Origin of the sequence: Bradyrhizobium guangxiense, assembly GCF_004114915.1 — a bacterium.
In the GTDB taxonomy this organism is placed as follows: domain Bacteria; phylum Pseudomonadota; class Alphaproteobacteria; order Rhizobiales; family Xanthobacteraceae; genus Bradyrhizobium; species Bradyrhizobium guangxiense.
Genome location: NZ_CP022219.1, coordinates 802,885 through 823,705, shown reverse-complemented (window position 1 = coordinate 823,705; position 20,821 = coordinate 802,885). Strand labels below are relative to the sequence as shown.

The 20,821-nt window shown below is 64.4% G+C and carries 23 protein-coding genes and 1 tRNA gene; 11 read left to right on the top strand and 13 right to left on the bottom strand.

Annotated elements, in window-relative coordinates; genetic code table 11:
- Positions 1-2: 2 nt before the first annotated feature.
- The gene (locus tag X268_RS03990) at positions 3-914 is read left to right on the top strand and encodes a polysaccharide deacetylase family protein (protein ID WP_128923715.1); all 912 of its coding nucleotides are present in this window, start codon (positions 3-5) and stop codon (positions 912-914) included.
- On the opposite strand, the gene X268_RS03985 is transcribed toward X268_RS03990, so the two are convergent.
- On the bottom strand, positions 911-1,135 hold the full coding sequence (locus tag X268_RS03985; RefSeq protein WP_128923714.1) for a hypothetical protein: 225 nt from the start codon (positions 1,133-1,135) through the stop codon (positions 911-913). The genes X268_RS03990 and X268_RS03985 overlap by 4 nt on opposite strands.
- Before the next feature lie 136 nt (positions 1,136-1,271).
- On the opposite strand from X268_RS03985, the gene X268_RS03980 reads away from it, so the two are divergent.
- On the top strand, positions 1,272-1,745 hold the full coding sequence (locus X268_RS03980; RefSeq protein WP_245477769.1) for a hypothetical protein: 474 nt from the start codon (positions 1,272-1,274) through the stop codon (positions 1,743-1,745).
- An 11-nt stretch (positions 1,746-1,756) separates the two neighbouring features.
- Entirely contained in the window at positions 1,757-2,230 is a 474-nt protein-coding gene (locus X268_RS03975) for a hypothetical protein (RefSeq protein WP_128923712.1), read from the top strand.
- A gap of 104 nt (positions 2,231-2,334) precedes the next feature.
- On the opposite strand, the gene X268_RS03970 is transcribed toward X268_RS03975, so the two are convergent.
- A complete protein-coding gene (locus X268_RS03970; protein ID WP_128923711.1) occupies positions 2,335-2,934 on the bottom strand; it encodes a TetR/AcrR family transcriptional regulator in 600 nt (199 codons plus the stop codon).
- Positions 2,935-3,105: 171 nt separating this feature from the next.
- Between X268_RS03970 and X268_RS03960 the strand changes: the two genes are divergently transcribed.
- From X268_RS03960 to X268_RS03950, 3 genes are all read left to right on the top strand, one after another.
- A complete protein-coding gene (locus tag X268_RS03960; protein WP_128923710.1) occupies positions 3,106-3,483 on the top strand; it encodes a tautomerase family protein in 378 nt (125 codons plus the stop codon).
- A gap of 100 nt (positions 3,484-3,583) precedes the next feature.
- The gene (locus X268_RS03955) at positions 3,584-3,955 is read left to right on the top strand and encodes a hypothetical protein (protein WP_164937510.1); all 372 of its coding nucleotides are present in this window, start codon (positions 3,584-3,586) and stop codon (positions 3,953-3,955) included.
- Positions 3,952-4,347, top strand: coding sequence for a GFA family protein (locus tag X268_RS03950; RefSeq protein ID WP_128923709.1), 396 nt, complete (start codon positions 3,952-3,954; stop codon positions 4,345-4,347). Before X268_RS03955 ends, X268_RS03950 begins: the two co-directional genes overlap by 4 nt.
- A gap of 33 nt (positions 4,348-4,380) precedes the next feature.
- Here the strand turns inward: X268_RS03950 and X268_RS03945 are convergent, their stop codons facing one another.
- Complete coding sequence (locus X268_RS03945; RefSeq protein ID WP_128923708.1) at positions 4,381-5,310, bottom strand: CobW family GTP-binding protein; 930 nt, start codon at positions 5,308-5,310, stop codon at positions 4,381-4,383.
- Between the two features lie 3 nt (positions 5,311-5,313).
- Positions 5,314-6,804, bottom strand: coding sequence for an amidohydrolase family protein (locus tag X268_RS03940; RefSeq protein ID WP_128923707.1), 1,491 nt, complete (start codon positions 6,802-6,804; stop codon positions 5,314-5,316).
- Between the two features lie 923 nt (positions 6,805-7,727).
- On the opposite strand from X268_RS03940, the gene X268_RS03930 reads away from it, so the two are divergent.
- Positions 7,728-8,162 carry a hypothetical protein gene (locus X268_RS03930; protein WP_128923706.1) on the top strand — a complete coding sequence of 145 codons (435 nt, stop codon included), beginning with the start codon at positions 7,728-7,730 and terminating at the stop codon, positions 8,160-8,162.
- A 127-nt stretch (positions 8,163-8,289) separates the two neighbouring features.
- The gene (locus X268_RS03925; protein ID WP_128923705.1) at positions 8,290-9,312 is read left to right on the top strand and encodes an alpha/beta hydrolase; all 1,023 of its coding nucleotides are present in this window, start codon (positions 8,290-8,292) and stop codon (positions 9,310-9,312) included.
- 299 nt (positions 9,313-9,611) lie between these two features.
- Here the strand turns inward: X268_RS03925 and X268_RS03920 are convergent, their stop codons facing one another.
- The 4 genes from X268_RS03920 to X268_RS03905 all read right to left on the bottom strand — a co-directional run bounded on the left by X268_RS03920 (position 9,612) and on the right by X268_RS03905 (position 12,884).
- The gene (locus X268_RS03920; RefSeq protein WP_128923704.1) at positions 9,612-10,550 is read right to left on the bottom strand and encodes a hypothetical protein; all 939 of its coding nucleotides are present in this window, start codon (positions 10,548-10,550) and stop codon (positions 9,612-9,614) included.
- 5 nt (positions 10,551-10,555) lie between these two features.
- Positions 10,556-12,034 (bottom strand): MBOAT family O-acyltransferase, encoded by a 1,479-nt coding sequence (locus X268_RS03915; protein ID WP_128923703.1) that lies wholly within the window; start codon positions 12,032-12,034, stop codon positions 10,556-10,558.
- Between the two features lie 373 nt (positions 12,035-12,407).
- Positions 12,408-12,482: transfer RNA gene (locus X268_RS03910), tRNA-Glu, on the bottom strand.
- Between the two features lie 57 nt (positions 12,483-12,539).
- On the bottom strand, positions 12,540-12,884 hold the full coding sequence (locus tag X268_RS03905) for a hypothetical protein (protein ID WP_128923702.1): 345 nt from the start codon (positions 12,882-12,884) through the stop codon (positions 12,540-12,542).
- Between X268_RS03905 and X268_RS03900 the strand changes: the two genes are divergently transcribed.
- Together X268_RS03900 and rpoH are read left to right on the top strand one after the other, a co-directional pair.
- The gene (locus X268_RS03900; RefSeq protein ID WP_128923701.1) at positions 12,883-13,890 is read left to right on the top strand and encodes an RluA family pseudouridine synthase; all 1,008 of its coding nucleotides are present in this window, start codon (positions 12,883-12,885) and stop codon (positions 13,888-13,890) included. The two genes, X268_RS03905 and X268_RS03900, sit on opposite strands and share 2 nt — an antisense overlap.
- A gap of 219 nt (positions 13,891-14,109) precedes the next feature.
- Complete coding sequence (rpoH, locus tag X268_RS03895) at positions 14,110-15,009, top strand: RNA polymerase sigma factor RpoH (RefSeq protein WP_128923700.1); 900 nt, start codon at positions 14,110-14,112, stop codon at positions 15,007-15,009.
- Positions 15,010-15,330: 321 nt separating this feature from the next.
- On the opposite strand, the gene X268_RS03890 is transcribed toward rpoH, so the two are convergent.
- The 4 genes from X268_RS03890 to X268_RS03875 form a co-directional block, all read right to left on the bottom strand.
- Positions 15,331-15,957, bottom strand: coding sequence for a peptidoglycan recognition protein family protein (locus X268_RS03890; RefSeq protein ID WP_128923699.1), 627 nt, complete (start codon positions 15,955-15,957; stop codon positions 15,331-15,333).
- Positions 15,958-15,993: 36 nt separating this feature from the next.
- Positions 15,994-17,211: a GGDEF domain-containing protein gene (locus X268_RS03885; protein ID WP_128923698.1), complete on the bottom strand. Its 1,218-nt coding sequence runs from the start codon at positions 17,209-17,211 to the stop codon at positions 15,994-15,996.
- Between the two features lie 579 nt (positions 17,212-17,790).
- Entirely contained in the window at positions 17,791-18,402 is a 612-nt protein-coding gene (locus X268_RS03880; RefSeq protein WP_128923697.1) for a LysE family translocator, read from the bottom strand.
- Between the two features lie 63 nt (positions 18,403-18,465).
- Entirely contained in the window at positions 18,466-18,840 is a 375-nt protein-coding gene (locus X268_RS03875) for a response regulator (RefSeq protein ID WP_128923696.1), read from the bottom strand.
- Positions 18,841-18,961: 121 nt separating this feature from the next.
- On the opposite strand from X268_RS03875, the gene X268_RS03870 reads away from it, so the two are divergent.
- The gene (locus X268_RS03870) at positions 18,962-19,798 is read left to right on the top strand and encodes an SDR family NAD(P)-dependent oxidoreductase (protein WP_128923695.1); all 837 of its coding nucleotides are present in this window, start codon (positions 18,962-18,964) and stop codon (positions 19,796-19,798) included.
- 168 nt (positions 19,799-19,966) lie between these two features.
- Here X268_RS03870 and X268_RS03865 read toward each other — a convergent pair whose 3' ends face one another.
- The gene (locus X268_RS03865) at positions 19,967-20,773 is read right to left on the bottom strand and encodes a lytic murein transglycosylase (RefSeq protein ID WP_128923694.1); all 807 of its coding nucleotides are present in this window, start codon (positions 20,771-20,773) and stop codon (positions 19,967-19,969) included.
- Positions 20,774-20,821 lie beyond the last annotated feature (48 nt).

Below are 20,821 nucleotides of genomic sequence, written 5' to 3'. Positions count from 1 at the left end.
CCATGCCAATCGAGCGCAATCTTCGCGGATATGGAAGGGCGCGACCCGATATCGTCTGGCCCAACGGCGCCCGCGTTGCGGTGTCGCTGGTGGTGAATTTCGAGGAGGGCGCCGAGCTCGCGATCGAGCAGGGCGATGCGGAGACGGAGCGCTACGGCGAGGTGGCCTCGACATCACCGCCGGGCGTGCGCGATCTCGTGCAGGAGCAGGTGTTCGACTACGGCATGCGCGCCGGCCTGTGGCGTTTCCTCGATGCTTTCGCTGAGGCCGACGTCCGTTCGACCTTCATGATGTGCGGTCGCGCCGTCGAGCGCGTGCCGGGCCTTGCCCGCACCGTGGTCGAGGCTGGACACGAGCCGGCGGTGCATGGCTGGCGCTGGCTGCCGCACGCGCTCTATGGCGATGCCGAAACCGAGCGTCGCGAAATCGAGAAGACGCGCGACGTCATCGCCCGTGCGACCGGCCTCACGCCGATCGGCTTCATGTCACGCGGCAGCCAGAGCGTCTGGACACGCGATCTCCTGACCAAGCTCGGCTTTGCCTACGATTCCAACGCACTCGACGACGATCTGCCGTATTGGAGCCGGTCGCCACAGGGATCGATGCTGGTCCTGCCCTACGGCTTCGACACCAATGACATGAAGTTCTTCCACCCGAACGGATTCGTGCAACCGGAGGATTTTTCGAACTACGTCAGCGCCGCGCTTGCGACGCTGGTCGAGGAGGCCGAGCGCGGCCGATCCTCGATGCTGTCGGTCGGCTTTCACCTGCGCATCTGCGGCCGGCCCGCGCGCTTCCGTGCCGTGCGCGCGATTCTCGCCGAGCTGGCGCAACTGGAGGGCCGGGTCTGGGTCGCAACGCGCGCCGACATCGCGAAACATTTTCGCGACGTCGCAGAGAAGAAGTCGCGCTAGGCCGCGCGGATGCTCCTGATGTTGCCGATCACCTGATTGGTCTCAGTCTGGATCGCAGTGATCGGCGCACCGATTTCGTCGGCTGCCTGCGCCGTCTGGCTCGCCGCCTCCGTGGCATCCGAGGCAACATGATACGGTTCGAAGGATTCAAGATTGGATTCGTTCGAAGTATTCTTGCGGGGCTTGCCAGCCCAGCAGCGGCGCGGGTTTTGCGAGTGCATTCTAGAAGACCTCGATATCGCGCGTGGGAGCGTTGACTTGGGAGACGCTCTAGCAGAACGATCGGCACAGATCAGAGGCGGCGTGCGCGCCGCAGACGCCAGAGGCTCCATGCATCAATCGACACATCAGGGATCGTTGGACCTGCCGGCGCTGAGCGCCGCCGAACGGCTCTTCATCTGGGGATTCCGCGCCAAGGCGCGCAGCGGCGGCGCGGTTCCGACTGCAGCCGATATCCAGGAAGTGTACGACCATTTCCGCGTGGGCGATGCCGTGCCCTCCCTGGAATCGATCATCGAGATCTTCGCCTGCACGGCCCATACGGCCATCGAGGTGCACTGCCCGACCTGCCCGCGCATGTCGGACAGCGAGCAGGGAATTCTGCACGCCATCGCCGCGGCGCAACAGGATCGCATCGATGTCGCGCGCGAGCGGTTCGAGAGCTGGCTGCCGCCGGTCGGCGCCGATTGGGCGCTCGCGCCCGTGCGGGGGGTGGCGACGATCTTCCGCATGGCGGGGCTCATCCTGCCAAACCGGCAGGGACGGTCCTTCGACCATGACCGGACCAAGGCGATGAAGAGCTGGCTGGTCGGAAGCCCGACGTTGCACTGACGAGGCCGTTCATGCCACCGGATATTTGCGGTTCTGTGGCGGCGCCGGACGCCGGTCAGCCGCGGCTCTGTCCGCTCCAGGCCGCGCTCGCGGCGCGCCCATGCGTCGACAGCTATGATGATTTCTGCCGCGTCGCGCTGTCACTGTTCCGCTTCATCGGGGCAGCCTATACGACCGGCGCGTCCGATTGCTGGGAGGCGGCCTATCGCTTCGCCGACGAGGCGCCGGGCATCTCCGACAGTCCGCTGCTGGTGGCGCGTGCCGCCGCGCTCGTCAGAATCCTGCGCAGCGGCCGGCCCTGCGAGCTGTGCTTCATGCCGCCGTCCTGCCGACGCCTGTCGAAGGACGAGGCCGGATTGATGCAATTGCTGACGGTCGCGCGCCGCAAGCAGCCGGGCGACCTCGAATCCATCGTCGGCCAGCTCGTCGGATCCGGCAAGGAAGATGCGGCGACACGGGCGGTCAACGCGCTCGCATTGTGCTGACACCTAAAGCGCGATGCGATTAGGATGAATCGTCATCGCGCTTCAGGTTGTTGTTTAAGCATGATCTTTTCGGAAAACCGCTGCTCGCTTTTCCGGATCATGCTTTAGCCGCCTTTCCTGCCGAGCACGAGATCGATCGTGTGCGCGGCGATCTTGCGCAATTGCGGCTCCTCGCCGAAGGCACGTTCGAGCACGGCGAGACCGCGCGTCACGGTGATGATGTGCAGCGCTGCGGCCGCGGGATTGCCTTTGAACTCGCCACGCTCCGCGCCTTCCGACAACGTGTCCTGAACCAGTGCGGTAATGCGCGAGATGAGGTCCGCAAAGGCCTGGCGCGCTTCTTCATCGAGCCCGTCGCCTTCGGCGGCGCCGAGCTCCATCAAGCCGCGCGTGGTCGGACAGCCGCGCGGCGGCGTGCCGGAGCGGAAATTGGTGATGGTCAGATCGAAGAACCCGGTGAGGCGCTTTCGCAAGCTTCCCGTACCGAGCGCCTTTTGCAGGGCAAGCAGATACTCGCCCGCATAGCGTTCATAGGCCTGAAGGAACAGCGCCTCCTTGCTGCCGAAGGCATTATAGAGGCTGCCGCGCTGGACCCCGGCGTCGCGCGCGATGTCGGACAGCGAGGTGCCGCGCACGCCCTTGCGCCAGAACTGGTCGAACGCGACACGCAGGACCTCGTCGTGATCGAATTCGCGCGGTCTCACATCCGCCTCCTCCAAAGTATTTGACACGGTGTCAATAACATGCTTTCTAGACATCGTGTCAAAAACTGACCGGGATTGATAGCCCGTTTCGTCATCCATTTCGTCAACCGGCCGCGCCGGCGGCGTCCGCATTCGCCTCGCCGGTCAGGCCCGCATGCAAAGGGACGCGCGATGCCCCTCCTCCACATCTCGATGCGCGCCGGCAAGCCGCAAGCCTACCGGCAGGCGATTCTCGACGGTCTCTACCGCGCCATGCGCGAGGCGCTGAACGTGCCGGAGAACGACGCGTTCATGGCCATCACCGAGCATGAGCCGGCCAATTTCCGCTGCGGCAATGCTTACGGCGTCGAGCGCAGCGACGACGCCGTGCTGATCCAGATCACTGTGTTCGCCTCGCGCACCCCTGAGCAGAAGAAAGCGCTGTATCGCCGGATCGCGGACCTTCTCGGCGAAAGTCCCGGCATCCGCCCCGAGGACGTGTTCGTGAATGTGCTCGATGCCCCCAAGGAGAACTGGTCCGTCGGTCACGGCATCGCGCAGTTCGCGTGAGCCTGGCGGATGTGCCGATCCCCTCTTGAGAATTTTCGGCCGGAAGGGTCTGATAGGCTGCGGAGCAAACCTCCAGAGAGCTGAGCTCAGGACGAACGGCATGACCATGTCGGTCGAGCAATTGTGGAGCCTGCCGGAAACGGCGCTGGTTGGCGCCTATGCGGAGGCGCGACGGCGCTATGCGGAAAAAAAGTTCGAGCGCGACACCCAGCGGGCGCGGCTCGAATGGATGCGCGCGAAGCTGTTCGTCAATAGCCAGGGCAACGTGACCGAACGCAAGATGGCGGTCGACGTTTCCGAGGAGCTGGCGCGCAAGGGCCAGGAGGTGCGCGAGATGACGCGCGATCTCGACATGCTGAAGATCGAGGTGGACGTGATCGACACTCCGGCTCCGCGGCGCGCACGGGGCGCCACCGGTCCACGTGGAAGAAGCCGCAGACAAGCACGCAGAGCCGGAGGGGGAGTGAGATGACGGCATTCCGCGGAAGCTGCCTGTGCGGCGAGGTCGCGTTCGAGGTCGAGGGCCCGTTCGAGCGCTTCCTCAACTGCCATTGCTCGCGCTGCCGCAAGGCGACCGGGACTGCGCATTCCTGCGAGGTGATCGTGAAGGCGGGGGCGCTGCACTGGCTGCGCGGCGAAGCTTCCGTCGCGCGCTTCGACCTGCCCGGCGCGCGCAGCTTTGCGACCGCTTTCTGCAAGACCTGCGGCAGCCCGATGCCGCACCTCACGCGCAGCGGAGGCGAGGCGATCATCCATGCCGGCGCGTTCGACGAGCCGCTGCAGGCGAGACCAGACCAGCATGTGCACTGGGCATCACGTGCGGAGTGGTACGCGCATGGCGATGCGCTGCCGGTGGAAGATTGAGGCGCTGCCCGATTTGGCCGGATAGGCCTTGCGCTACTCGCCCGCAACGCACGCTTCCATGATGCCGTCGAGCTCCGCTTTCGAGAGCACTCCGAGCTCGGCGATGAAGACGATCCGGGCGCGCGGCACGTCCGGTGTCGACGCTTCGCCCGGGGCCAGCGTGGCGCGGCCGGCGGCGAATTGAAACACCATCTGGCGGCCGGGCTGCTCGACCGTCTCGAACAGGCCTTTTGCGCGCGCAAGTTTTGGCGCAAGTCGGCCGATCGCCTGCTGCAGGCGCGGCAGCGAGAGCGGGCGGTCCGACGTCCAGCTCAGCGTTTCGAAGCGCTCCTCTGCGGGACGTTTCGGTCCCGGTGCGCGCGGCGCGGGCGCGCGATCGACATGTGCGGGGAACAGCAGGGCAGGCGGAATCTCGCCGTGTGTCGCATCGATCACCACGGCAGGGACGCGCTGTGCGCGAATGGCAGCGCGCATCCGCGCGCCCGCGCCTGCGTCCGCCAGATCCAGCTTGGTCAGCGCCACGATATCGGCGACCCGCAATTGCGAACGCTGGAGAGTATCCTCCAGCGCGGCCGGCGGCGTGGCTGCGTCCATCACGCAAAGCACCGTCTCCAGCTGCGCCTCGCGCAGGATCACGGGATCCATCAGATTGCGGACGATGTCGGCGGGATCGGCGACGCCGCTGGTCTCGATGACGATGTATTCGGGCTTCGGATCGCGCCGCAGCAGCGTCGAGAGCGTGCGCAGGAGATCGCCTTCGAGCGAGCAGCAGATGCAGCCATTGGCGAGGCTCACCACGCCGTCGCTCGCGCCCGCGATCAGCTCCGCATCGATGTTGATGGCGCCGAAATCGTTGACCACGGCGGCGATGCGCCGTCCCTCTGCATGCGCCAGCAGATGGTTCACGACCGTGGTCTTGCCCGCCCCCAGAAAGCCCGTGACCAGGAGAATGGGGACCGGCATGAGTCAGCTCTCGACGACGGGACGGCGCACCGGCTTGCCCGGCCGCGCCGTCACATCGAGCACGCCGTCGCTGATCAGCGGCTGGCCGCTGACCACGAGATGCCGGACGCCCTCCGACGGACGGTTCATCGCCGTGAAGGTGGCGCGATCGGAAAGTTTTTCGTAGTCGAACACGACGATGTCGGCATCGGCGTCCTTGGCGAGCCGTCCCTTGGCGCGCATCGCCGGCGTGCTCTGCGACAGGATCTCCGCCGGGATCAGCGCGCATTTGCGCACGCCTTCCAGCAGCGACACGGTCTTGCGCTCGCGCACCCATTCACGGATGAACTTCGTGAAGCAGCCGGCCGAGCGCGGATGCGAGGTGGCGTCGTCCGGCAGCGGCCAGGCATCACCGGTGTAGGTCTTGCCGTCCGACGTCGTCCACGGCATCGCATCGGAGGCGATGGCGCCGCCGGGATACAGCACCGACATGTCGAGCAGGTCGCGGTGATGCGCGTTGTTCTCGGTGTCGAGGATATGCCATAGCACCAGCGAGGACGGCTCCTCGGCCTGGGCCTTCAAGAGCTCCTCGCGGTCGTGAAAGCGATAGCCGTCGGTGACGCGCTGCACGGAATCATATCCGGTGCCGTTGCGCTCGACGAATTCGGGGTCGCTGAAGAAGGCGGCGGCCAGCACGGTGGAGCCGGTGCCGTAAGGATAAGCTTCCACCGTGATCGGCAGTCCCTGCGCTTGCGCTTTCGCGATCAGCACGCGGCAGCGCTCGACATCGGTCTTGCTCGACGAGTTGAAATGGCAGATGTGCATGTGCGCACCGGTGGCGCCGGCATAGCCGATCAGGCGGATATAGGCTTCCACCGCGCTTTCGGGGTCGATCCGCGACATGAAGGCGACGTGGGTGAAGGTCGGCACGTCCTTGGCCGCAGCGAGCTGGCAGACCGCGGTCAGCTCCTGCACGCCGGCGCCCGGCGCGTAAGCATTGAGGATGCCGATGCCGATGCCGCCTTCGTTGAGGCCGCGGCCGAGACGTTCGAGAATGCCCGCGACTTCCGCATCGGTCGCCACATTGTCCATCCAGCGGCGGTCGCGCATGGCATTGCCGAACGCCTCCAGCGAGCTCTCGGCGTTGGAGCCCGTCATCGCGCCGATGCGTGCAAACGCCCAGTTGGTGGCGGCGCCGTAATTCAGCACGCGGCCTTTCCTGGCCTGGCGGTCATACCAGGACCCGACCGGCAGCACGCCGGCCTCGAGATCGAGCGTGGTCGTGACGCCGTCGAACGCCTGCATGCGGTCGGCCGGGATCGACTGGCCGTGCGCATGCAAATCGATGAACCCGGGCGCGACCACGAGCCCGGTGGCGTCGATCACCCGCTCGGCGCCGCCGAGGCCCGTACCGACCGCGGCGATCCTGCCGTCCACCACCGCCACGTCGCCGATGGCGTCCATCCCACTCGCGGGATCCACCACCCGGCCGCCAGAGATCACCAAACCGCTCATATCGTCACTCCAGAAAGCAAATTGCCAAGATCTCCAAAGGCCCGGCAGCAGCTCCGGAGTCGCGGGACGCATAGTGCAGATTCTGGGGAGAACGGCCACCACCACTGACGCCGATGCGGCATGCTTGCATGGGAGACCGGGGGTACTGGGACCGGACCGAAACACCGCGGCATCATTTCGCTAGTCCGATCGACATGCGCCCGCGCTCTCGCGGCACGACCTGCCCGAGCTGTGCTTCGCGGCACGCCCTCTCGACGGAAAGGGCGCAGGGAAGGCCGGGCGCCGGCTAGCACCCGTAATGACCCCCATGCTGAACGGATGCACGCGCAATGCACAGGGGAGACACAGGGCAGCCGAAACCAGGCCTTCCCTGCGCGATGGTTTGACGGCCTATGCCGTGCTCTCCCGGGAGCCGAGTTCCTTCTGGCCCCCCTCGCCTTTCGCGAAATTCACGTCGCCACGCCGGTTGGCGCGAGCGCCGCCTTCGCAAAGGCTTGACCGTAGCAACGACGGCCAGGACCACACGGTTTCGCCGTACGCAGGCCATCCGGCGTCGCCAAATGGCGTCGCCGGACATGAGCGCCGTTCGTCTTCGCAAAGCGCGCTGTGCTCACGAGGTTCATCTCGCCCTGCACGCGCAAGCTCCGCCTTTAACGCCGCCCGCGTCCACCGCAATCCCCGCCCGCGCTCGAAACGACGTACGACCGCCCCTTTGGTGGACTGGGATGGCCGACACATACGATAACTCCGAATTTCGGCAAAGTGGAATATTTTCGAAGAGAGGGGTTGACATCGGATTGGGGTGTTTTGCCCGTCGACGCCAGCTGGACACTGGGAGGATTCATTACCTCCAAGGACGATCCGCTTATACTCTTCGGGTCGATCGCAGACAGTGCGCCGTCGTTCCATTGGCAAGGTGTCCAATGCCCGTGAAATTCGCAGACATCCTCCAGGCTTTTGAGTTCGCCGACATCAGCGGCGGTATGGGGGAGTGCCGCACCTTCGTCTGCAGGCAGACAGGGAAGATCTACTACCAGTTCGATGAGGACGAGCTGCAGGAGCTCGAGGACGACGAACTGCCCGACGATATCGAAGACGAGACCAAATACTTGCAGATCCCGAACACACGAGATCTCGACCTCGGCAAGCCTCTTGTGATCGCCTTTGTCCGCAAGTTCTTGCCGAACGATCTGGACGACGTTCGCTACATGTTCAGCAAACGCGGCGCCTTTCAGAAGTTCAAGACCCTGCTCTCCCGACGGGGAGCGATCGATGCTTGGCATGACTACCGGAACAAGGCGACGGAGCGGGCATTGCGCGACTGGTGCGAGATCCATTCGATCGAGGTCACTGACTGACCTGGCAATCGAGCGGAAGCCACCACTGGACCGACCCCAACACAGCTCCGCCGTCTTCTCGCCTCCATTGTCATTCAGGGAGCTGGGCGGGGCGGCGTTACCGGGGGCAAAGTTCCCGAGGTTCCGTGTGATCGTCCGACGTCTTCTGCAACGAAACTCGCATTCCGTTTCGCGCCGCGCGGTTCTCGGCGGGCTCGTATCGGCAGGGAGCGCCCTCGCGCTCGGCGGATGCGCCGGCCTCGGTGCGACCGGCGCGCGCCTCGACGCGTCGTCGCTCTCGGTCGACCCCACATTGCTTGTCGTCACCACGCGCAAGCCCGTGAACGGCGGCCGCACGAAACCCTGGTTCGGGCCGGAGCGTGCGACCAGCATGAGGGTGGCCCAGGCGCGGCTGGTGGCGCCGGATGAGAGCCGTCTGTCTCTCGCCTCGGTCGGCCTTGACGATTGGCGCCTTGACCGGGTCGAGCCGGTCTCAGCCGAAATTGGCGATCTCGCTGCGCAGGCCGGCGGAGGCGACATGCTGATCTACGTGCACGGCTTCAAGCAGACGTTCGAGACGGCGGTGCTGGACGGCGCCCATCTTTCCGATGGAATCAAGTTCCGCGGCCGGACCCTGGTGTTCTCCTGGCCGTCTAAGGCAGGCCTGTTCGACTATGCCTATGACCGCGACAGCGCGATGTGGTCGCGCGACAATTTCGAGCGCGTGCTCTCCGCGCTGGTGTCGGCGCCCGGGGCGGGGCGCGTGCACATCGTTGCGCACAGCATGGGGACCATGCTGACGCTGGAAAGCCTGCGTCAGCTGCATGCGCGATACGGCGACACGGTGACGAGCAAGATCGGCGCAGTGGTGTTCGCCGCGCCCGACATCGACATGGACGTGTTCTCGTCGGCGATCCAGCGTATCGGCCCGCTGGCCGGCAAGATCACCGTGATCGCCTCGACCAACGATCGCGCACTGGCGCTGTCGGGACAGATCGCAGGTGGAATGACGCGGGTCGGCGCGGCGGAGAAAGCCGCCATCGCGCGGCTCGGCGTGCGCGTGGTCGACGCCTCCCAGGAAGGCTGGGGCATCATCAATCACGACCTGTTCCTGTCGAATACGGAAGTGCAGCAGGTGATCCGCCGCTCGATCGACGGGACGACGGCATGAGGGAGGGCTGCACGAAATGGGGTTGATGCATTGCCATCAATGACGCCGAGCGACACCAACTGCGGCGGCAATTTTCACTGGCGATGATCGGCGCCTGCGGAGGGGCGACGCAGGTCCGCGATGTCGAACAGCATCTCAATGCTGCGATCAAACGCTCGTGCTGGGGCCATCCCATCATCGCGCGGCGCGCTGGTTCCGCTGGCTGTGTGCTTGGTGTTGCGCTCGCATGGTGCCGCGATCGCTATGAAGTGCGGCATGCGATGGGAAGATTCCCGCTGCCGGACAGCCGCGGCCCGCTCTTACGAGGAAGGCGGCAGAAGCAGGGGCTCGAGCCTTTCAAAGAACTTACGCGTGTAATCGCGCCGAAGGCTCGGCCTGATATGATTGATGGTATCGCCGATCTCAGAGCTTGGAACGGCGACGGGCCATCGGTATGGCACCCTGAGGCCCGCTCCTTCAATCCGATCGCTCAAAGCCTGGATGAAAGCCTGGTTTCTGTTGGCGACGAGTTCCAACAATGTGCTGTGCAGGTAGAGGCAATTCAATCCGTGCACTTTGCAGAGATGTGCCACTTTGGAAAAGAAGATGTCGTAGTCGGGCGGGGGATTCGCACTCCATTTTTCGATGACCTTGCCGATGTCGAGAATATCGGTCGAAGGCGCGAGATAGTCATAGCCATGCGAGCCGGCGAGGATCGGCGGTGATCCCCGCAGGTACGCATTAATGCCTGCCATCAGGAATTGGCGATCGAATAGTTCAACTGATAGGATATGCGCGGCTTCCCGAGAGATCCTTGTGTTCAATGAAAATGCCTTGAAGGGCACGCGTCGAAAGACTTGCAACAGGCCTCTGACTGGAAGTCCCTCGAGCTCGGCGAAAGAAAGCGCGTAGGTTTGGGGCGTGAACGCAAGGACGACGTTCCGGGGCGGACTTTTCTTCTGGAGCATCTCGGTCAGCAGGGCATAGGCCCCGCCGATGCCGTAGTTGTAGCCGGTCAATGCCAAATTCATCGTGGTTCTCCCGCTCAAGCGAGAGAACTCTCGGGCATCGATCGCATGTCCGATCGAACTGTCGCCTAGAATCACCGTGTCGACGTCGGTCATCGCGGCCATCTTCGCTTCCTGATATCGCAACAGATCGCAGTCGAAGCAATTGACCATGCCAACGGCCGAAAAGGCCAACATTGCTGCGAAAGCAAGGGCGATGGCGCCACAGAGGATGTAGAGATAGGATTTCATGGACCTCAAAACTGAAAGTAAATGAAGTCACCGACGCGCTTGACGTACACGATCATGGTGAATGAGGCGATGGCCATAGAGGCGAGCACCAAGGCATAAGCCGGGCTTGGTCTCCACACGATCGCCGGCGTTCGAGCGGCATCAGGACGCCCAAGCGCGGGATGATAGTCCGCCATGATCTCTTGCGTGTTCGGTGCGAACCAGGCAATTGCCAACAGCGCAGCGGCGAATGCCGACAGTTCGATGGAAGGCAGGTTTGGAGACGTGCGGTCGACACTGTTGATGTCGAGCATCGCCGTCAACATCGTCAATGCGGAGCCGATGTCGGGGGATCGAAAGAAGACCCACGCCACCGTCACGACCAAGAATGTCAGCGCGCAGCCGAGCACGGCCGCGGCTCTATCGCTCAAAGGAAATTTCAGCCCCAGAAGCTGCCAGGCGTGGTTCACCAGCAGATACGCGCCATGCAGGCCGCCCCATATGGCGAAGGTCCACGAGGCGCCATGCCAGAGGCCTCCGAGCAGCATTACGACCATGAGGTTTGCCATCCGCCGCGCGGCGCCGCAGCGATTTCCCCCGAGAGGAATATAGAGATAGTCGCGCAAGAAACGCGACAGCGTCATGTGCCAGCGCCGCCAGAACTCGATAATGTTGACGGCCTTGTAGGGAGAATTGAAGTTGAGGGGAAGGCGCACGCCGAACAGCAGCGACAGCCCGATGGCCATGTCGGAGTATCCAGAAAAATCGAAGTAGATCTGAAGTGAGTAGAAAAGGGCGCCGGACCATCCCTCGAGGAAGGTCAGCGCGGTGCCCTGGCCGGCAGCGTCGAAAATCCTGTGGACGTGAGGAGCCACTGTGTCTGCGAGCACGACTTTCTTGAAGAGTCCAATGAGGAATACGGTCAAGCCGACGGCGATGTTCTCCATCTTCACGCGATAGGTCGACGCGGCAAACTGCGGCATCATCTCGCTATGATGTAGAATCGGGCCGGCGATGAGATGGGGGAAGTAGGTTACGAACAGCGTGTAATCGAGAAGCCTCGTCTCCTTCGCTTTCCGCGCGTATGCGTCGGCTAGGAACGCGATCTGAGTGAACGTGAAGAACGAGATTCCCAGCGGAAGCTCGATCTTTCTTTCCTTCAGCTCGATCAGGTGGGTGGCGTTGATAGTGTCGATGAACAGATCGAGGTATTTGAAGGCGAAGAGACAGAGAAGGTTCGCTGTGACGCCAAGCACGAGTAGCTGATATCGGGGGAAAGACCCACGCTGCGGCTTTCGTGCGAGCGCCGATCCAACGACGTAGTTGAAGAGGATCGAGGGCAGCATGACGTAGAGGTGCTTCGGATTGGTCTGCGCATAGAAGAGCAGCGATGCGGCCGCGAGAAAGAGAAGTGCCAGCGAGGGCGACTTTCGCCCGATGACATAAAACCCGATCAGGGAGACGGGCAGGAATGCAAATAGGAAGGTGGCCGAATTAAACAGCACGTTCTAGGCCTGTGTCGGGAGCGGTAATGTTTCGACTTGTTCTACGTTGAATCCGGGCGTGTCAACTTGAGGCACCAGCACTCGAAGTGTTCCTCAGTGAGCTTGCGGCGGAGCTGCTGCCAGGCGCGCTCGAAGGCCTCAGGCATCTTCAAACGTCGGAGCGCGGCCTGCGCCTGGCTCAGTGCCGGGACAGAAGCCGAGATTCCATTGATCGCCGCTCATCGGTGGATTGACCGATCGGGTCCGACGCACGCGTCGCCGAAATAGATGAGCCATGTCTCTGGTAGGGATTGTCACTAAGGCAGATGCGTATCAGCCAATTCGTTGGCTTTGTAACGCTCTGATTTTTGAGAGAGTTTTCCGCTCGGCGCAATGGCGCTCCCTAGGGGAATCGAACCCCTGTTTCAGCCTTGAGAGGGCCGCGTCCTAACCGCTAGACGAAGGGAGCGTGAGGGTTAGCCAATAGCCTCGAAATTTGTCCGCCGCAAGGACCCCGATGGGCCTTTTACGGCTCATTGGCGAATTTCAGCCGCCCGGTGGGCCTCAGGGTGTGGGCATCGAAGGTGCGGATCTCGATGACTCCGCCGATATCGAGCGTGACCACGAGGCGGTCGCCGGCAACGCCGGTCGAGACGATCTTGGCGCCCTTCGGCAGGGTGGCGGTGACGTCCCCGGCCGCCTCAGTCGCCCTTCCCTCCGACTTGAAAAGGCGGTAGCCCACCGCGATCAGAACGGCGCAGATCGCCAGCGCCGTGGTCAACCCCGCGATCAGCATCATCCGCCGCACCCGCGCGAACAGCACGGCCTGCTCGGGGGTCGGTTCGGGAACAGCGGTATCAGACGTCGTCATGGAAAGCCTGGGTTCAGCGCAAAGGTTGGAGGTCGTGGTTGCCGGCGACGAGGGCTCTGCCCGGCTCGACCGCGTGCTGGCGGCGCGCCTGCCGGAGCTGTCGCGATCGAGGCTGAAAGCCCTGATCCTGGCGGGCGCAGTGCACCTAAAGGCCGCCGCGGTCCGCGACCCCGCTTATCACGTCGCATCCGGCGATACGATCATTATCGACGTGCCGGAGGCGGCTCCGCCGGAGCCGAAGGGGGAGGATATCGCCCTCGACATCGTGTTCGAGGACGACGACATCGTCGTCCTCAACAAGCCGAAGGGGCTGGTGGTGCATCCGGCCGCCGGCCACGAGACCGGCACGCTGGTGAATGCACTGATCGCCCATTGCGGCACCTCGCTCTCCGGCATCGGCGGGGGGCGCCGGCCCGGCATCGTGCACCGGCTGGGCAAGGACACGACCGGGCTGATGGTGGTCGCCAAGAACGACCTCGCCCATGCCTCGCTGACCGCCCAATTCGCCGATCATGGCCGCACTGGCGAGATGCGGCGCGGCTACATGGCCTTTGCCTGGGGCGTGCCGGGCCGCCATCGCGGCACCGTCGATGCGCCGATCGACCGCCATCCGCATGCGCGCGAGAAGATGGCGGTGCGCCAGGGCGGCCGCGAAGCGGTCACCCATTGGGAAATCCTGGAGAGCTTTGCCGGGCGCGACGGCAAGCCGGTCGCGGCCCTGCTCGCCTGCGAGCTCGAGACCGGGCGCACCCACCAGATCCGCGTCCACCTCGCCCATATCGGCCATCCCCTGATGGGCGATGCGATCTATGGCCCGCACTTCAAGACCAAGGCGAACCAGCTCGGCCCTGAGTCGCAGCGCGCCCTCGCCTCCCTTGGACGGCAGGCCCTACATGCTTACCTGCTGGTATTGGAGCACCCGAGGACAGGAGAATTACTCCACTGGGAGGCGCCCCTGCCGGAGGATTTGCTTCTTCTCCAGCGCACCCTGAAAGCGGCGCTATGACGCAGCCCGCTTAAGAAAGCCGTTACATTACAAAAGATTATAGCTGCCACACGGGGACGTGACGTCAGCAATCCTTCCCTTTTTGCCCCCCCATGGGGTATATTGCGCCTGCGTTGGAAATGACCAGCGCGGAACATCGCAGCTACGGCCGGCTTTAACACAGCGGTCGTCTGCCTGGCCCGCCGCTATCGGGGGCCTGAACCTTTTGGAGGGCGCACTATGGCCCGTACCGCTGCTTTGCCGGTCCTCAATGGAGAATCCGGCCTTTCTCGCTACCTCGCCGAGATTCGCAAGTTCCCGATGCTGGAACCCCAGCAGGAATACATGCTCGCCAAGCGTTGGCGCGAGCATGACGATCGCGACGCGGCGCACCAACTCGTCACCAGCCATCTCCGACTCGTGGCCAAGATCGCCATGGGCTATCGCGGCTACGGCTTGCCGATCTCCGAGGGCGTCTCGGAAGGCAATGTCGGCCTGATGCAGGCGGTGAAACGGTTCGAGCCCGAAAAGGGCTTCCGTCTCGCCACCTACGCGATGTGGTGGATCAAGGCGTCGATTCAAGAGTACATCCTGCGTTCCTGGTCGCTCGTGAAGATGGGCACCACCGCGAACCAGAAGAAGCTGTTCTTCAACCTGCGCAAGGCGAAGAGCAAGATCAATGCGCTGGACGAAGGCGATCTCCGCCCCGACCAGGTGCAGATGATCGCCAAGCGCCTCGGCGTCACCGATCAGGACGTGATCGACATGAACCGCCGCCTCGGCGGCGATGCGTCGCTCAACGCACCGATCCGCGACGACGGCGAAGCCGGCGAATGGCAGGACTGGCTGGGCGACAATACGCCCAACCAGGAAGCCATGATGGCGGAGCACGAGGAATATGATCACCGCCGTGACGCCCTGAACGGCGCCATGGGCGTGCTCAACCCGCGCGAACGCCGCATCTTCGAGGCGCGCCGCCTCGCCGATGAGCCGATGACGCTGGAAGATCTCGCGGCCGAGTTCGGCGTGTCGCGCGAGCGCGTCCGCCAGATCGAGGTCCGCGCCTTCGAGAAGGTGCAGACCGCGGTCAAGGGCACGATCGCAAAGGCCGAACAGGCCGCGCTGGAAGCCGCGCACTAAGCGGGGCTTCGCCGCAAAGAGAGATTGGCGGATCGAAAGACAGAAAGCCGGCGGTGACGCCGGCTTTTTTGTTGGCCCGATGCGATCGGGAGATTTCCAGAACAGGCCTGGAATACTGGATCGTTGAACCGGCGATGACGGCTGGATGGCGCACGCGGTTTAGTCGCTAAGGCATGATCCGGAAAAGTGCGAAGCGGTCTTCCGGAAAGATCATGCGCAAACAACAACCTAAAGCGCGATGATGATTCATCCAAATCTCATATCGCGCTTTAGGGGAGCTTCTTCGCCTCTCCCCCCAGGCGGGGCGAGGGAGCGCACCATCTACTCCCCCCACATCCGCGCCAGAGTCGCGAGCCAGCAGCCTTCGCAATAACGCGCGTCCTTGTAGTCGATCCAGTTGTGCGCATAGACGTGATCGAGCGGGATGTCGTAGCGCGCGCGCAGCACCTTGACGAGGATCCTCCACGCCGCGACCTGCGCGTCGGTCGGTCCGGTCGTGACATCCGGAAAATTGCCGGCGAACTCGACGCCGATCGAATTGTCGCGCACGACCTGGCGGTGGGTCGCGCTGTTGTCGATGTACTTGTTGTCGTTGCGGTTGGCGCCGTCGCCATGGGTCGGCACCAGGTTTTCGGCGACCGCCCAATAGACCGTGCCGTCGGTCTCGACCCAGACCGTGACGCCGCGCCGCGTCGGGGTCTTGGCCTGCGCTTGCGCGCCGCCGCGGGCGGAGCCCGCAGGCCCTTCGGTCTGATGCACGATGATGTTGCGCCAGGGTCTCGCGTTGGCGAGGTCGCCCCATGGCGCCAGCCAGACGATCCTGAGGCCCGGGATCTCGGGCGTGCCGGAGGCACGTGCGAGCTTTGCGAGCGCGGCATCCTCGGCGGCGGCGGGGGCGATCAGAAAGAGCGCGGCCAGGGCGGCCGCGAGCCGGCGGGCAATCATCATGCGGGATCCAATCACGGCCCCTGATGTAGCACGGCTCTAGGCGAATGTGCGCTGGCTCTGGTCCGGACCGATCGGCTCAGGCGAGAGCGGCGGCACCGGATCGTAGACGGCAAAGTCGTTCTTGCCGTTCTTCTTGGCGGCATAGAGCGCGTGGTCGGCATTGGCCATCAGGCGGTCCGGGAATTCCCCGATGTCGCGATCCCACTGCGCGACCCCAATCGAAATCGCGATCGGAATGTCGTCGCCGCTGCAGCCGGCAGCATCCTGACGGCAGACCTCGAGCACGCGGCGCGCGATGGTGGCGGCTTCGCGCAGGGACGAGGACGGCAGCACGACGCAGAACTCGTCGCCGCCGGTGCGGGCGAGCATGTCGCCGGGCCGCAGGCGCGTCTGCGCCATCAGGGTGAAGTGCTTCAGGCAGGCATCGCCGGCAGCATGGCCGTGGGTGTCGTTGATGGTCTTGAAACCGTCGAGATCGATGACCAGCAGCGAGAACGGTGCGTTGCTGCGTTCGGAGCGGGCGCATTCCTCGGTCAGGCGCTGCAGCAGGTGCCGCCGGTTGGCAACACCGGTGAGATCGTCGAGCAGTGCAAGGTCAGCCACCTCGTTGCGCAGCCGCTCGATCGCCATCAACAGGCAGGCGAAATTCCAAGCCATGGCCAGGAACACCAGGAGCAGGATCATCAAGGACTGCAGACCGTTGAAGTTGATCGCGGTGATGGCGCCGCCATAGCCGAGCAGCGCCGCGCCGGAGCGGACCACGTGAATGGACAGCAGCATCAATCCCACGATCGCAGCGAGCCGCGCGCCGGGATTTTCCCGCCCGTTCTGCTGGCCGAGCAGCAGCGGCAGCGTCAGCAGGATCGGCGTCGATTGGGCCAGCGAATAGATCACAATCCGCATCGGCATGTTGTCGATGACGACCAGGAAGAAGGCGAGGCCGACGCTGGAGAGCAGCGAGTTGGCGATCGCCGCCGGCCAGGACACCGGGCGGTGATAGAACCGAGTCACCCCCATGCAGGCAAGCCAGGACGAAAAGATCATCAGGCCACCGCCGCCGATCAGCGGAAAGCGCGGATCCATGACGTCGCGCAGCATCGAGATCGCGGCGCCCGCTGCAGCCAACACCGCTGCCGCCGTCCAGTACCGCGCCGCCTCAAATTTGGGATAGGCGCGCGCCACATAGGCCCAGATCAGGCCCAGCGCCAGGAAGTTGATGACGATGACGGTCCAGAGTGTCGGCACGCTCAGCATGGCGACTGCGGGACGCGCATGGTCCCGCCCTCTTCGTTTGGCAACTGCCCGTACATACCCGCCCCCGTGTTCTTGCGGGCGATCATGCCCGCGGCGCGCTTAATGGAGTCTCACCGCAGTCGCACAAACTCGGGCATTGGTTTTGGATTGATGAATCCCGCAAAACGCATTTGCGGAATCGTTAAGCAACGAGCGCGGCGAGTCGCGGGCGCGCGCGAAGCGGATTCGCGCAGCAAAATCACTCGAAAATGCATCTGAGCTGTGGATAACGTGATGACGGAGATATGACAGCGCGGGGCAGCCGGCTCCGAATCTGCTGAGTTTGTCGTCGAGGATGTTGCGAGGCTGGCCCTCCGCCGAGCATCCCTCGTGTCGCGTTCCACCATTAACCCTTAAGAGGATCCTATGGCTAAGAAAGCGAAGAAGGCGGCGAAGAAGAAGGCGAAAAAGGCCAAGAAGGCGAAGAAGAAGTAACGAGGCTTGTTCTTTGCCCGGGTGGAGCCTCGCTCCGCCCGGGCGTCGGGTCGAGAGTTCGAAGGTGGCGGGCAAAAGGCCCGCTTTTTTATTGGGTGGAGAAGGCTATCTCTCCGCAAACGCCAGCTTGGCGCCGAGGGCGGCGAAGCCCGCCGCGAAGCTGCGGCGCAGCCAGGCCATGACGCGCGGGCGGGAGATGACGCGCTCGCGCACCGAGGCGGCGCACAGGCCGTAGACGACGAACACCGCAAAGGTCATCGCCATGAAGGCGCCGCTCAATTCCAGCATGCGCGCCAGCACATGGGCCTCGTCCGCGGCGATGAATTGCGGCAGGAAGGCGAGGAAGAAGATCGACAGCTTTGGATTGAGGATGTTGATCAGAAAGCCGGTGACGATGACGCGGCCGCTCGAACGCTCGCGGATGTTGCCCTCGACCGAAAGCGCCCCGCTCTCGCGCAGCGCCTGCCAGGACATGTAGAGCAGATAGGCGACGCCGCCCCATTTCAGCGCGGCGAAGGCGAGCGCGCTGGTGTGGAGCACGGCAGCGAGCCCGAGCATTGCCGCCACCATGTGCGGCACGATCCCGAGCGTGCAGCCGAACGCGGCGGCGAGGCTGGCGCGCGAGCCGCGCGTCAGCGCCGCGGCCAGCGTGTAGAGCACGCCGGTACCGGGCGAGGCGACGACGATCAGGGAGGTGAGCAGGAAGGACCAGGTCATGAGCAGACCTTAGCAGCCCGCCTCGCAGCGAGGAAGCCTACGCCCCAGGACGCGCTCCTGCGCTCAGGACAGCTGCGCGATCTCGGCCTCGCGCAGCACGTCGAGCGGCGCCCACGGCTTTGCCCAGAATTTTGCGCCCGCGGGCAGTGGCTGCCGCAAGGGGCGGCCGGAGGTGACGACGACGTCGAGCCGGGGATTGCGCTCCTTGGCGACATGAGCGAGCTCGACCCCGTTCATGCGGCCGGCCAGCTGGACGTCGGTCAGCATCAGAGAGAGCGCGCCGGCGCTCTTGTCGAGGACGCGCTCAGCGGCCTCGGCGCTTTCACACTGGATGACCTGGTAGCCGCTCTCCTCCAGCAGAACACACAACATCTCCCGCTGCATGGCGTCGTCTTCAACAATCAGCGCTGTCGCACGAAATGGTGTTGATTGTCCCATCGGCGGCTCCCAATGCATGCTTCAATAACACATGTTAAAGGCTCAACTCGCCTGCGGTTCAGTTCCATTGTGAAAAAATGTAAATCATAGTTCCATCTGCGCGGGATTGACGGGGGACATCATGACGACGATTCGCGGCGCCGCCGCCATCACGGGAGCCGCCAGCGGCATCGGCCGGGCGCTGGCCATCGAGCTTGCGCAGCGCGGCTGCGATCTTGCGCTGGCCGATCGCGACGAGGCCGGGTTGAAGGCGCTGGCTGCGGAGATCGGACGAGACCGCAAGGTCAGCCTGCATCGCGTCGACGTCGGCGAGGCCGGCGACATCGCGCAGTTCGCGAGCGAGGCGACCTCCACGCATCCCGCGCTCGGCATCGTCGTCAACAATGCCGGCGTGGCGCTGATGGGCTCGTTCGAGGAGATCGACCAGGCGCAGATGGACTGGCTGTTCGACATCAATTTCTGGGGCGTGGTGCACGGCACGCGCGCCTTCCTGCCGCATCTGAAGACGCGGGGCGAGGCGCACATCGTCAACCTCTCCTCGATCTTCGGCATCATCGCACCGCCCGGCCAATCGGCCTATGCGGCGGCGAAATTCGCGGTGCGCGGTTTTTCCGAGAGCGTGCGGCATGAGCTCGCGGTGGCGGGAAGCCCGGTCAGGCTGTCGATCGTGCATCCCGGCGGCGTCTCCACCGCGATCGCGCGCAACGCCCGCACCGGCGTCGGCGTCACCGACAATGCCCGCCGCGCGCAGTCGATCGAGCGGTTCGAGAATGCGGCGAAGACCACGCCGAAGGACGCCGCGCTGCGCATCATCAGGGGCATCGAGAAGAACGAGCCGCGCATCCTGATCGGCAACGACGCCCGCTTCATGGACCTCTTGCAGCGCTTCCGCCCGGGGACCTATTGGGCGCCGCTGCAGCGGCAGCTGGAGAAGATGGCGAAGGGGACGGAGAAGTAGCCAGGAGCGTAACGGCCTCCACACCCCACCGCTGTCATTCCCTGCCTTGTGCGCAATTGCGCACTGGGGCGGGGAATCCAGTACGCCCGCGCGGCTTCTCGGCTCCAGCCGCGCCGTCTCTGGAATGCTGGATCACTCGCCCCTCGGGTGATGACACCGATTATGTGGTCACTGCCCCGCCAGCCGGTCCGCGAAATAGCCGATCGTCTTGCGATACACCACCGCCCTGTTCCACTCCCGCATCGCCTCGAAATTGGCGGTGCCTTCGCCATAGGGTTGGCCCATCTTGAAGCCGTTCGTGTGCAGGAGGTTCGCGGTCGAGGCGAGCACGTCGGCGACGCTGTGGCGGAGATCGACATGGCCGTCGCCGTCGAAATCGACGCCGTATTTGATGTAGGACGACGGCAGGAACTGGGTCTGGCCGATCTCGCCGGCAAAGGCGCCGATGAGGTCGCGCAACGGCAGGGCGCCGCGCTGCACGATCTTGAGGGCGGCGAGCAGCTCGCCCTGGAACAGGTCGGTGCGGCGGCAGTCATGCGCCAGCGTCGCCAGCGTGCGGATCACCGGCATCTTGCCCATGTCGCCCTTGCCGAAATCGCTCTCCAGGCCCCAGATCGCGACCAGGATATAACGCGGCACGCCAAACTGCTGCTCGATGCGCGACAGCAGCGCGGCATGGCGCTGCAACAGCGCGCGGCCGCCATTGATGCGGCCCGGGCCGACACGGGTCGAGACGTACTGCTCAAAGCTCTTGTTGAAGGTGTGGCGCTGACGCCGGTCGAAGGCGAGCACCGCGCCATCCGGGGTCACGCCGCTGAGCGCCGCACTGGTCACGCTGGCCGAGACGCCGGCCGCCTGAGCCTCCTGCGCCATGGTGGCGACGAACGCGTTGAAATCGCCGCCGCAGCGCGCGGCCTGCGCCGACCCGCCGGCCAGACAGAGGACGGACGCGGCGGCGAGAAGCAGTCTCAGCATGTGGAGCAATCCCCCGAAAAAAACGTGCTGCGAAGCAGCGCGCGGATC